This is a genomic window from Micromonospora carbonacea, assembly GCF_014205165.1.
Taxonomy (GTDB): domain Bacteria; phylum Actinomycetota; class Actinomycetes; order Mycobacteriales; family Micromonosporaceae; genus Micromonospora; species Micromonospora carbonacea.
On the sequence record NZ_JACHMZ010000001.1, the window covers coordinates 4,601,872 to 4,615,357 of the forward strand.

A 13,486-nucleotide genomic window follows, 5' to 3' on the forward strand; every position below is an offset into this window, starting at 1 on the left:
TCCGGGACATCCGGGTCAGGCCGTTCCGAGCTCGTCGTCGAGCAGGTGGAAGATCTCCTCCGCGGTGGCGGAGGCGAGCCCGCCGTCGCCGGCGCTGTCGGCGGCGGCGTCGGCCTCGGTGTGCGTCCACGCCGACAGCAGCTCCCGCAGCCGGTCGGCGACGGCGGCGCGGTCGGTGTCGTCGGCGGCGACGGCCCCCATGACCGTCTCCAGCTTGCTCAGCTCGCCGAGCACCGACAGCGCGGACGTGCTGCGCTCGGCGAGCAGCGCGCCCCGCAGGTAGCCGACGAGGGCGGTGGTGGTGGGCCGGTCGTAGACGAGGGTCGACGGCAGCCGCAGCCCGGTGGCGGCGGTGAGCCGGTTGCGGAACTCCACCGCCGTCAGCGAGTCGAAGCCCAGCTCCACGAAGCCCTTGTCGGCGTCGATGTCGCGCAGCGACGCGTAGCCGAGGACCGCCGCCGCGTGGGTGCGGACCAGGTCGGACAGCACCCGGTCGCGCTCGGCCTCTCCGGTGGCGGCGAGGGTGTCGCGCAGCGCCGCCGCCGCGTCGGCGGCCGGTGCCGCCGCCGGTGCCGCCGCGCCGGCCGGGCGGACCAGGCCGTGCAGCAGCCGGGGCAGCACCGGCCCGAGCCGCCCGAGCACCCCCAGGTCCAGGGCGACGGGCACGACCACCGGGCCGGCGTGGCGCAGCCCCTCGGTGAACAGCTCCATGCCCTCGTCGGCGTCGAGGGGGCGGAAGCCGCCCCGGCTCATCCGCCGCTCGTCGACGTGGCCGGGCCGCCCGCCGGGCAGGTCGGGGTTGGCCCACGGCCCCCACGCCATCGACGTGACGGTGAGCCCCCGCGCGCGCCGGTGGTGGGCGAGCGCGTCGAGGAAGGCGTTCGCGGCGGCGTGGTTGGCCTGCCCGGGGCCGCCGAACAGCCCGGACGCCGACGAGAACAGCACGAACGCGGCGAGGTCCAGCTTCTCGGTCAGCTCGTGCAGGTGCCAGGCGGCGTCGACCTTCGGCCCGAGGACGGCGTCGAAGCGGGCCGGGGTGAGCGCCGGCAGCACCCCGTCGTCGAGGACCCCGGCGGCGTGCACGACGCCGACGAGGGGCCGGTCGGCGGGGATCTCGTCGAGCAGCACGGCGAGCGCGTCGCGGTCGGTGACGTCGGCGGCGACCACCTGCGCGGCCACGCCGAGGCCGGTCAGCTCGGCGACGAGGTCCGCCGCGCCGGGGGCGTCGGGGCCGCTGCGGCTGGCCAGCAGCAGCCCGCGTACCCCGTGCCGGGTGGCCAGGTGCCGGGCGACGAGCCGGCCGAGCGCGCCGGTCGCGCCGGTGACCAGGACGGTGCCGGCGGACAGGTCGGGGGCCGCCGCCTCGGCCGGCGGCGGGCCGAGCCGGGCCAGCCGGGGCGCGCGGAGCTGCCCGGCGCGGACGGCAAGCTGCGGCTCCCCGGTGGCCAGGGCCGCCGGCAGCGCCGCCGCCGACCGGGGGTCGTCGTCCAGGTCGAGCAGGACGATCCGGCCCGGGTGCTCCGACTGGGCGGAGCGCACCAGGCCCCACACGGTGGCGGCGGGCAGGTCGGTGAGCTGGTCGTCGGCGGCGACGGCGACCGCGCCCCGGGTGACCACGACGAGCCGGACCGGTTCCAGCTCCGGCCGGGCCAGCCAGTCCTGGGCCAGGGCGAGGGCCTCGTGGGCGGCCAGGTGCGCGGCCCGCGCCGGGCTCGGCTCGTCGGCGCGCTGCCCGGTCACGGCGGCGAGCACCGCGTCGGGCCGGGCTGCGCCGCCGGCCACGGCCGCGACCAGGTCGTACAGGCTCGGGTACGCGTCGACGCCCGGCCACCCGTCGCTGCCCCCGAAGACTTCGACGCCCGACCACCCGTCGCCGAGCGCGGCGAGGGCGGCGGGCCGGGCGGCGGCCGGTTCCGGGGTGACCCAGTCGAGGCGGTACAGGGACCGGTTGGCGGTGCGGCGGGCGGCGCTGAGCTGGTCGGCGGTGATCGGCCGCAGCACGAGGGCGTCGAGGGAGGCGACGGGCACGCCGCCGGTGTCGGTGACGGTGGCCGCCACCGACCCGTCGGCGGCGGTGAGGCGCACGCGCAGTTCCCGGGCCCGGGTGGGCGCGATCGCCACCCCGGTCCAGGAGAACGGCAGCCCCGGCTGCACGCCGCTGCCGGTGCTGTCCCCGTCGGCCTCGCTGCCGTCGCCGTCGGCCCCGGCCCCGCTGTGGGCGCTGTCGGGCTGGCTGCCGGTGCCGGCAAGGGCGCTCGCGCCGATGGCGTGCAGGGCGGCGTCGAGCAGGGCCGGGTGCACGGTGAACGGGGCCGCGTCGCCGGGCGCGTCGGCGTCGAGGGCGACCTCGGCGAGGATGTCGTCGCCGTGCCGCCAGGCGGCGCGCAGCGCCCGGAACACCGGGCCGTAGTGGTAGCCCTGTTCGGCGAGGTGCGGATACAACGCGTCGAGGGCGATCGGCTCCGCCCCGGGCGGGGGCCACGCGGCGGCCGGTGCGACGGTCACCGGCCGGGTGGGGGCGAGCAGGCCGTGGGCGTGCCGCTGCCACTGCCGGCCGGCCGCCCCGGGCTGGTCGCCGCCGTCTGCGGCGGACGGGTGGGCCTCGCCGACACACGAGTGGACGGAGACGGGCCGCAGGCCGTCCTCGCCGGCCGCACCGACGCGGACCCGCAGGTCGACGCTCCCCTCCTCCGGCACGGCGAGCGGTGCCTCCAGGACCAGCTCGGTCACGTGGGCGGCGTCGAGTGGCCGGCCGCTGAAGGAGGCCAGCTCGACCAGCGCGGTGCCGGGCAGCAGGACGGTGCCGAGCACGGCGTGGTCGGCGAGCCACGGGTGGGTGGCCAGGGAGATCCGGCCGGTGAGCAGCAGGCCCTCGTCGCCCGGCAGGTCGGCCACCGCGCTGAGCAGCGGGTGGTCGGCGGCGTCGAGGCCGACCGCCGGCAGCCCGGCCCGGCTCGCGCCGCTGCCCTGCAACCAGTAGCGGTCCCGCGCGAACGGGTAGGTGGGCAGGTCGACGGTGCCGGCCTCGTCGAGGACCTTCGTCAGGTCGACGGGCAGGCCGATCGCGTGCGCGGCGGCCAGGTTGGTCAGCAGCCGCGTCGGGTCGTCGTCACCGCGGCGCAGGCTACCGATCGTGTGGCCGGTGACCCCGGCGTCGTCGAGGATCGCCGTCACCGGCATCGTCAACACCGGATGCGGGCTGATCTCCACGAACGTCGTGTGCCCGGCCACCACGGCCACCCGCACGGCCGCGTCGAACTGCACCGTCTGCCGCAGGTTGTCATACCAGTAGTCCGCCGTCATGCTCCCCGGGTCCACCCAGTCACCCGTCAACGTCGACACCAGCCGAACCCGACCCGGCTGCGGGCTCACGTCGGCCAGGTCCGCGCGGAGGCGTTCGGCGACGTCCTGCACCGACGGGGAGTGCGAGGCGTAGTCCACCGGAATCAACCGCGCCCGGATCCCCTCGGCCTGGCACGCCTGCACCAGGTCCGCGACCGGCTGCGGCGGACCCGACACCACCACCGTCGCCGGACCGTTCACGGCGGCGACGCCCACGCCCGGGAACTGCGCGAGGCGTGCGGTCACCGCGACGGCGGACAGGTCAACCGACGCCATCGCACCAGTCCCCCGCAACACGGCCAGGGCCCGCGACCGCAGAGCGACGGTCTTCGCCGCGTCGTCGAGGGACAGGATCCCCGCGACGCAGGCGGCACCGATCTCGCCCTGCGAGTGGCCGACCACCGCCTGCGGGGACACGCCCGCGTGTTCCCACACCGCCGCGAGGGCGACGCCGACGGCCCACAGGACCGGCTGCACCACCTCGACCCGCTCCAACCACGACTCGTCATCCCCGGTCAACACGGAGACAAGGTCGACGTCCAGGAACGGAGCCAGGGCCCGCTGACACTCCGCCAACCGCGCGTCGAACACCGGAGTACGACCCACCAGACCGGCCGCCATGCGCGCCGACTGCGCACCCTGCCCCGGGAACACGAACACCGGACCCACACCGTGACCAGACGCCACACCGGACACCACATTGCCCGCCGGCAGACCGGACGCCAGAGCATCCAGCCCCGACAGCAACTCCTCCACACCCGAGCCGACCACCGACGCCCGCTGATCGAACGTGGCGCGCGTGGTGGCGAGGGACCAGGCCAGCGCGGCAGGGTCCAGGGCGTCGCGGTCGCGTACGTGAGTGGCCAGCCGGGCGGCCTGGTCGCGCAGCGCCGCCGCCGACCGCGCCGACACCGGCCAGACGAGGACGTCCGCGTCGACCAGCCCCGGCGCGGGGTCCGCGACCGGGGCGTCGGCGGGTTCCTCCGGCTGCTCGACGATGACGTGGGCGTTGGTGCCGGACATCCCGAACGACGACACCGCCGCCCGACGGGGCCGGTCCACCACCGGCCACGGCCGCGCCTCCGTCACCAGGTCCACCGCACCCGCAGACCAGTCGATGTGCGGCGACGGCTCGTCCACATGCAACGACGCCGGCACCACACCGTGCCGCATCGCCTGCACCACCTTGATCACACCCGCCACACCCGCCGCCGCCTGCGCATGACCGATGTTCGACTTGACCGACCCCAACAACAGCGGCCGGTCACCGGGACGGTCCTGCCCATACGTCGCCAGCAACGCCTGCGCCTCGATCGGATCACCCAGCGTCGTGCCCGTCCCGTGCGCCTCCACCACGTCCACGTCCGACGTGGACAACCGCGCGTTCGCCAGGGCCTGCCGGATCACCCGCTGCTGCGACGGACCGTTCGGCGCAGTCAACCCGTTCGACGCACCGTCCTGGTTCACGGCGCTGCCGCGCACCACGGCGAGGACCCGGTGCCCGTTGCGGCGGGCGTCGGAGAGCCGTTCGACGAGGAGCATGCCGACGCCCTCGGACCAGCCCGTCCCGTCGGCCGACGCCGCGAACGACTTGCACCGGCCGTCGGCGGCAAGGCCCTGCTGGCGGGAGAACTCGGCGAACGTGCCGGGGGTGGCCATCACGGTGACGCCGCCGGCCAGGGCCAGGTCGCATTCGCCCCGGCGCAGCGCCTCGCCGGCGAGGTGCAGCGCGACCAGCGACGACGAGCAGGCCGTGTCGACGGTGACGGCGGGCCCTTCGAGGCCGAGCGTGTACGCGACGCGACCGGAGATGATGCTGTGCGCGGCGCCGGTCATCAGGTAGCCCTCGGTGCCCTCGGGCACCTCGGTGAGCCCCGTCCCGTAGCCGGAGGTGGACGCGCCGACGAAGACGCCGGTGCGGCTGCCCTTGAGGCTGCCGGGGTCGAGCCCGGCGCGTTCCAGAACCTCCCAGGACGCCTCCAGGGTGAGCCGCTGCTGCGGGTCCATGGCGAGGGCCTCGCGCGGCGAGATGCCGAAGAACGCGGGGTCGAAGGCGGGGACGTCGTAGAGGAAGCCGCCGGCCGGGGCGTATCCGCTGTCCGGGGTGGTGGTGGCCCAGCCCCGGTCGGTGGGAAAGTCGCCGATGGCGTCGACGCCGTCGGCGACGAGCCGCCACAGCTCCTCGGGGCTGCGGGCGTCGCCGGGGTAGCGGCAGGCCATGCCGACGATGGCGACGGGTTCGTCGGTGCCCACGGCGACACGGGCCTCGGCGGTCGGGGCTGCGGTGGTGCCGAACGCGGTCTCGCGCAGGTGCCGGGCCAGGTCGGCGGGGGTCGGGTGGTCGAAGACGAGGGTGGACGGCAGGCGCAGCCCGGTGACCTCGGTGAGCCGGGTACGCAGGTCCACGGCGGTGAGTGAGTCGAAGCCGAGGTCGGCGAACGGCCGGCCGCGCAGGTCGTCGGCGGTGGCGTGGCCGAGGACGCGGGCGGTCTGCGCGTTGACGATGCCGAGCAGTTCGCGTTCCTGCTCGGCCTCGGGCAGGTCGGCGAGGTGGCGCAGGGCGTCGGCGACGCCGGCCGGCGCGGCGGCGGCCTCGGCGTCGGCTTCGGCGAGGGCCCGCACCTGGGGCAGCTCGGACAGCAGCGGGCTGGGCCGGGTGAGGGTGAACGCCGGGTGGAAGCGGCCCCAGTCGACGTCGGCGACGGTGACGCAGGGGGTGGGCCGGCGCACCGCCCGGTCGAGGGCGACGAGGGCGTGCTGCGGGTCGATGGTGGGCAGGCCCATCCGGTGCAGCGCCTCGGTGGCGGTGTTCTTGGCGGCCATGCCGTCGGCCCCGCCCCACGCGGTCCAGGACACGGCGGTGGCGGCGAGGCCCCGGTCGCGGCGGTGCACGGCGAGCGCGTCGAGCAGCGAGTTGCCGGCCCCGTACGCGCACTGGCCGGCGCTGCCCCACACGCCGGAGATGGAGGAGAACAGCAGGAACGCGGTCAGCGGTCGGTCGGCGAGGCAGTCGTGCAGGTTTAGCGCGCCGAGCACCTTGCCGGCGACGACGTGGGAGAACTCGTCGAGGGTGGTGCCGGTGAGCGGGGTGAGCTGGTCGGTGCCGGCGGCGTGCACGACGGCGGTCAGGTCGGGCAGCGTGTCCAGCAGCGCGGCGACGGCGTCCCGGTCGGTGACGTCGCAGGCGGCGGCGGTGACCCGCCCGTCGTCGGCGTACCCGTCGAGGAGCCCGGGGGTGGCGACGCCGCGCCGGCCGACGAGGACGACCCGGCGGGCCCCCTTGTCGAGCAGCCAGCGGGTGACGTGGCCGCCGAGCGCGCCGGTGCCACCGGTGACCAGGACGGTGCCGTCGGCCCACCAGTCGGTGGCGGGCCGGTCGGGGGCGGCGGCCGGGGCGAGCCGGCGGCCCCAGACTCCGCCGGGGCGCACGGCGACCTGGTCCTCGCCGCTGCCGCCGGCCAGGACGGCGGCGAGCCGGCGCAGCACGCTCTCGTCGGGGTGGGCCGGCACGTCGACGAGGCCGCCCCAGCGGTGCGGCTGCTCGACGGCGGCGGCCCGGCCGAGGCCCCACACGAGGGTCTGGAGGGGGTGGTCGACCCGGTCGGCGGGGCCGGCCTTGACGGCCCCGCTGGTGACGCACCAGACGGGCGCGGCGACGTCGAGGTCGGTGAGGGCCTGGAGCAGCACGAGGGTGGTGGCGGCGGCGACGCTCGTGCCGGGGTGGGCGGGCAGCAGCGCGTCCTGGCCGGCGACGAGGTGCAGCACCCCGGCGACGGGCGCTTCGCCGACGGCGGCGCGCAGCCGGTCGGCGAGCGCGGCCCGGTCGAGGTCGTCGGCTCCCACGCGCAGGGTCGCCGGTTCGTCGCCGCCGGCCCGCAGCAGGCCGGCGAGGCCGTCGGCCCAGGCGGGCGCGGCGTCGGCGGGCAGCACGAGCAGCCAGCGGCCCGCCGGCCGGTCACCCTCGGCGACCGGCACGGGCTTCCACACCACCTGGTACGACCAGCCGTCCGCCACGCCCGAGTCGTGCCGGTCGCGTCGCCAGGCGGCGAGGACGGGCAGCGCGGGCAGCAGGGCGTCCACGGGGTCGGCGTCGCCGGCCGGGGCGCTGCCGAGCTGGTCGCGCAGGGCGTCGACGTCGGCCCGTTCGACGGCCGCCCAGAACGCGGCGTCGGCGGTGGACTCCGTGCCGGCGGGGGCGGGCGGGGCCGTCAGGTCGGGCCAGTAGCGCTCGCGGTGGAACGCGTATCCGGGCAGCCGGACGCGGCGGGGGTCGGCGCCGGCGAACAGTTCCCGCCAGCCGACGGGCACCCCGGCGACGTGCAGCTCGGCGAGCGCGGTGAGCAGGGACGCCGACTCGGGGCGGTCGCGGCGCAGCAGCGCCACGGCGGCGGTGGGGTCGGCGTCGGGCCCGAGGGTCTCCCGGGTCAGCGCGGTGAGCACCCCGCTGGGGCCGACCTCGAGGTACGTGCCGACGCCGTGGGCGCGCAGGGTGCGTACGCCGTCGGCGAAGCGGACGGCCTCGCGGACGTGCCGCACCCAGTAGTCCGGGGTACGGATCGCCGCCGGGTCGGCGAGGCCGCCGGTCACGTTGGACACGATGGGCAGGGTCGGCGCGCGCAGGTCGAGCCCGGCGACGACGGCGGCGAACCCGGCGAGCATCGGCTCCATCAGCGGGCTGTGGAACGCGTGGCTGACCTTCAGCCGCTTGGCCTGCACACCGCGCCCGGTCCACAGGTCGGCGAGTTCGTCGATGGCGGCCTCGGCGCCGGCGACGACCACGGCGGCCGGGCCGTTGACGGCGGCGATCCCGACCGGGCCGGTCAGCCCGGCGAGGGACTCGACGACGGACGCCTCGTCGGCGGCGACCGCCAGCATCGCCCCGCCGGGCGGCAACGCCTGCATCAGCCGCCCCCGCGCCGCGACGAGCGCGCAGGCGTCGGCGAGGGTGAACACCCCGGCGACGTGCGCGGCGGTGATCTCGCCGATCGAGTGGCCGACCAGCACGTCGGGGGTGACGCCCCAGGACTCCAGCAGCCGGTGCAGGGCCACCTCGACGGCGAACAGCCCGGCCTGGGTGAACACCGTCTGGTCGAGCAGCGCGGCGTCGGGCGTGCCGGCCTCGGCGAACAGGACGGTCTTCAGCGGCTTCGGCAGCCGGGGGTCGAGATGCGCGCAGACCTCGTCGAGGGCGGCGGCGAACGCCGGGAACGCGGCGGCCAGCTCCCGGCCCATGCCGGCGCGCTGCGCGCCCTGCCCGGAGAACAGGAACGCGAGCTGCCCGCCGCGCGGCGCGCCGGTGACGAGGCCGGGGGCGGTGTCGCCGGCGGCGAGCGTACGCAGGTCGCGCAGCAGGCCGGCGCGGTCGGCGGCGAGGACGACGGCCCGGTGCTCCAGCGCGCCCCGGGTGGTGACCGACGACCAGCCGAGGTCGGTCAGCCGCGCCCCGGCACCGGTCCCAGGGTCGGCGGCTTCGGTGCCGGGGCCCGCGGCGTCGGCGTCGAGCCAGTCGGCCCAGCGGGCGGCCTGGGCGGGCAGCGCGGCGGCGTCCCGGGCGGACAGCAGCACCGGGACCAGGCCGGCGGTCGCCACCGGGGCGGGGACGGCCGGGCGGGTCGCCGGGGCGGCCTCGGCGGGCGGGGTGCCGGGGGCCGCCGGGGCGGCGTCCGGCGTCTCCGCCGGGGCCTCCTCGATGATCACGTGGGCGTTGGTGCCGCTCATCCCGAAGGAGGAGACGCCCGCGCGGCGGGGCCGCTCCCCCGCCGGCCAGGGCTGCGCCTCGGTGAGCAGGGACACCGCGCCGGCCGCCCAGTCGACGTGCGGGGTCGGCTCGTCGACGTGCAGGGTGGCGGGAAGCTGGCCGTGGCGCAGCGCCAGCACCATCTTGATGACCCCGGCGACGCCGGCGGCGGCCTGGGTGTGGCCGATGTTCGACTTGACCGAGCCGAGCCGCAGCGGCCGGTCCGCCGGGCGACCCTGCCCGTACGTGGCGAGCAGCGCGGTGGCCTCGATCGGGTCGCCGAGGCTGGTGCCGGTGCCGTGGGCCTCGACGGCGTCCACGTCGGCGGGGGTGAGCCGCGCGCCGGCCAGCGCCTGGAGCACCACCCGCTGCTGGGCGGGGCCGTTGGGGGCCGTCAGCCCGTTGGACGCGCCGTCCTGGTTGACGGCGGAGCCCCGCACCACGGCGAGGACGGGGTGGCCGTTGCGACGGGCGTCGGACAGCCGCTCGACGAGGAGCACGCCGACGCCCTCGCCCCAGGCGGTGCCGTCGGCGGCCCCGGCGAACGCCTTGACCCGGCCGTCGACGGCGAGGCCGCGCTGCCGGGAGAAGCCGATGAACGCGGCCGGGGTGGACATGACGGTCGCGCCGCCGGCCAACGCGAGGGTGCACTCCCCCTGCCGCAGGGCGTGGCAGGCCAGGTGCAGCGCCACCAGCGACGACGAGCAGGCGGTGTCGACGGAGACGGCGGGGCCCTCCACGCCGAGCACGTACGAGATCCGGCCGGAGACGACGCTGGCGGCGGTGCCGGTGAGGACGTACCCCTCGACGCCGGGCGGGGGCGACTGGAGCAGCGCCGCGTAGTCCTGGCCGGTGGTGCTGGCGAAGACGCCGACCTGGTGGCCGCGCAGCGTCGCCGGGTCGATGCCCGCGTGCTCGAACGCCTCCCAGGAGGTCTCCAGCAGCAGCCGCTGCTGCGGGTCCATGCCCAGCGCCTCGCGCGGGGAGATGCCGAAGAAGCCGGCGTCGAACTCGGTGGCCGAGTCGAGGAACCCGCCCTGCCCGACGTACGAGGTGCCGGGGTGGTCGGGGTCGGGGTGGACGAGCCGGTCGACGTCCCAGCCCCGGTCGGCGGGGAAGTCGGAGATGGCGTCCCGGCCGTCGGCGACGAGCCGCCACAGGTCCTCGGGGGACCGCACGCCGCCCGGGAACCGGCAGCCGATACCGACGATGGCGATGGGCTCCCGGTGGGCCGCCTCCAGCTCCCCGAGTTTCCTCTTCGTCTGGTGAAGATCCGCGGTCACCCATTTCAGGTATTCCCGGAGAGTGTCCTCAGTCGCCATTAGCGCCACCTTTTCGGGCCGGAACAAACAGGCGACCCAATACCGTCCACAGACGCCTCAAGCCGCGACACCAAGGCCCATCAAGCCCGACCACGAATTGCATTAACCAACAGTGTTGACCGCGCCCACCAGGTCCTACTTACCGGAGGAAGGTAAATGTCGACCGGCGGCGGTCACAACCCCTACGGTGCCCCTAGGGTCGCCCCTACCAGAACCAGGCTCGGACCGGCCGCAGGCTGGGCCGGGGCCGCCCCGAGGGGGCCGCCGGGCGCGCGGGCGGGGGCGGTCCCGACGGGGGCGGCCACGGAGCGCCGTCGGCTTTCGGCCGCCCGGATCCCGGCCCGGGCGGCAGCCGGACGGGCACGCCCCCGATCGCGCCGTTCCGCCGATGTCGAACAATCGGCAGCCGGCCCCGGCAAGGAAACGTCAGGCCACCCATTGTCATTTTTCGTTTGCGGCGGGCCACGGCGCCCCGCGCCCCACCGGGCGGAGCTTCCCGGGGCCGACGCCGACGTCGGGTGGGGCATTGCGCGGGCCGGGGTCGCGGACGCCGCCGCCGGGGCCGGGACGCGGCACGAGCAGATCCGGCCCGCAATTCCCACCGTCAGGCATTGCGAATGCGGGCCGAAAGAGCACCCGAACGAAGTGCACAATATGAAACAATAATGTGACCCACATCACGTTTAAAGCGAGAAAAGGCGTTATCCGCTCCCGCCCCGCCCGCTCGATCCACCCCGGATAGCCGAGGTGGCAACGCACTCCGCAGTCAGCGCTGCACATCCCACCGCGGCTCGCCGAAACGAATTCGCCCTTGACGGATTCGCGGCAGCCCAGCAATGTGACTGGAGGCGACAGCATTACCCCGAATTGGAGAAGTTGGCGATGTCGACCGGTCGGCACACTGCCGGCGGGCGGACCGGCTCGGGGCCCTCCCGACCGTCGGCCGGCCGGCCCCCGCGGTCCGCCGGGCACGACCGCCGGGCCCCGCGCGAAGGCCCGTCCGGCGACGACCCGCACCTGCCCACCTGAGCCACCCGCCCACCCTGAGTTGCCCGACCGCCGGCGACCGCGCCACCGCGCCGACGCCCGCGATCCCGTGTGTGATCCGTCCCGCGCCGCTCGGCGCGTTCCTCCGCGATGCCCGAACGTCACCGTGTCGGCCCGCCTCGGCGGCCGACTCCGCCACGCGTATCAACCTGCCCGCAGCCATCGGGCCGGATCCTGACAGGAAGGCGCACGCATGCAGCCCAGCATCAGCTATGCCACACCTGAGCCACCGCCGGACGACAGGCTCTCCCACCGGCGGGAGTCGCCCCTACCGACGCGGCTGGCCCGGACGGGACAACTGGCCGACCGCAGCCGCGCGGCGGTGCTGGAAATGATCTACCGCGCCGGCTCGGGACACGTCGGTTCCTCACTGTCCTGCGTCGACATCATCAGCGTGTTGCGATTCGACCAGATGAACTGGTCCGCGACGCGGTCCCGCAGCGAAAGCGACGTGTTCATCCTCTCCAAGGGCCACGCGGCCCCGGCCTGGTACGCCTCCCTCATGGTCGGCGGCGACCTGGGACCCGAGGAGGTCGGCACCCTGCGCCAGATCGACAGCCGGTTGCAGGGGCACCCGGACCGCACCCGGCTGGACCTCGTGGACCTCAGCACCGGCGCGCTCGGCCAGGGGCTCTCCGTGGCCGTCGGGCGGGCCCAGGCCAAGCGGCTGCGGGGCCGGGGCGACTTCGTGTACTGCCTGGCCGGCGACGGGGAGTTGCAGGAAGGCCAGATCTGGGAGGCGGTGACCGTGGCCGGCGCGCGTCGACTCGCCAACGTCGTGCTGGTCGTCGACCACAACGGCAGCCAGAACGACGGGCTGCTGTCCGAGATCATGCCGTTGGCCGGGCTGGCCGAGCGGTTCCGCGCCTTCGAGTGGCACGTCCAGGACGTCAACGGCCACTCCCACCTGTCGCTGATGGACGCCCTGGCCAACGCCCGCGACAACCAGGCGCAGCCCTCCGTGGTCATCGCGCGCACCCGCAAGGGGCATCTCGGGCCCGGGAGGATCGCGCTCAACGGATCACACAGCGCGACCCTCACCACGGAGGAGTACGAGTCGGCGATGCGCTACCTGGAGGGGAGGCGCGATGAAAGCCACCCGTGACTGGTTCGGCGAGTCCCTGGCCGACCTCGCGGCCGAGCACGAGGACATCGTGGTGGTGAACTGCGACCTGGCCTCGGCCACCAAGACGGCCGCCTTCCGGGCGCGGTTCCCGCACCGGTTCTTCGAGGTCGGCATCGCCGAGGCCAACGCCGTGGGCGTCGCGGCCGGCCTGGCGCAGGAGGGCTTCCGGCCGTTCGTCGCGAGCTTCGGGCACTTCCTGACCGGGAAGTACCTGGAGATATTCCAGTCGGTGGGGCTCAACGACGCCGGCGTCGTGCTGGTCGGCACCCACGCCGGCCTGGCCATCGGCAAGGACGGGCCCACCCAGATGGGTCTGCGGGACGTCGCGCTGATGCGGACCCTGCCCAACGTGGAGATCCTGCATCCCGTCGACGGTGTGGAGACCCGGGAGATGATGCGCCACGTCGTCGGCCACCGCCGGCCCACCTACCTTCGGCTCTGCCGCCAGCCGCAGCGCGAGGTGCACGACCCGCGGCACCGGTTCGTGCCCGGCGCGCCGGACGTCCTGCACGCGGGGCGCGACGTCGTCGTCTTCTCGATGGGCGGCACGGTGGGCGTGGTCCTGGACGCGCTGGACACCCTGGCCGCGCGGGGCATCACGCCGACCGTCGTGAACGTCTCCTCGTTGCCGGTCGACGCCGCGGCGCTGGGCGACATCGTCGACGCGCACCGACGGGTGTTCGTCATCGAGGACCACTACGTCCGGGGTGGGCTGGCCGACGAGGTCGCCCGGATCGTCCTCGACCGCGGGCACCGGGTCGCGTTCCGCGCCTGGGGTGTCCCCGACTACGGCCAGGCGGGCGACCCCCGCGACCTCTACGCCCGCTACCGGCTGGACCGCGACGGCGTGGTGCACCACCTGACGAGCTTCGCCGACGCCGACCTGGCGACGGCCCCGCGATGAGGAGGAAC

The 13,486-nt window shown here is 75.8% G+C and carries 3 protein-coding genes; 2 read left to right on the forward strand and 1 reads right to left on the reverse strand.

Features of this window, described 5'->3' with window-relative positions; genetic code table 11:
* Positions 1-15: 15 nt before the first annotated feature.
* Positions 16-10,401 carry a type I polyketide synthase gene (locus tag HDA31_RS19385; protein ID WP_178064094.1) on the reverse strand — a complete coding sequence of 3,462 codons (10,386 nt, stop codon included), beginning with the start codon at positions 10,399-10,401 and terminating at the stop codon, positions 16-18.
* A 1,240-nt stretch (positions 10,402-11,641) separates the two neighbouring features.
* On the opposite strand from HDA31_RS19385, the gene HDA31_RS19390 reads away from it, so the two are divergent.
* Positions 11,642-12,553 (forward strand): transketolase, encoded by a 912-nt coding sequence (locus HDA31_RS19390; protein ID WP_178064093.1) that lies wholly within the window; start codon positions 11,642-11,644, stop codon positions 12,551-12,553.
* Positions 12,537-13,478, forward strand: coding sequence for a transketolase family protein (locus HDA31_RS19395; protein ID WP_178064092.1), 942 nt, complete (start codon positions 12,537-12,539; stop codon positions 13,476-13,478). The genes HDA31_RS19390 and HDA31_RS19395 overlap by 17 nt, the downstream gene beginning before the upstream one ends.
* Positions 13,479-13,486 lie beyond the last annotated feature (8 nt).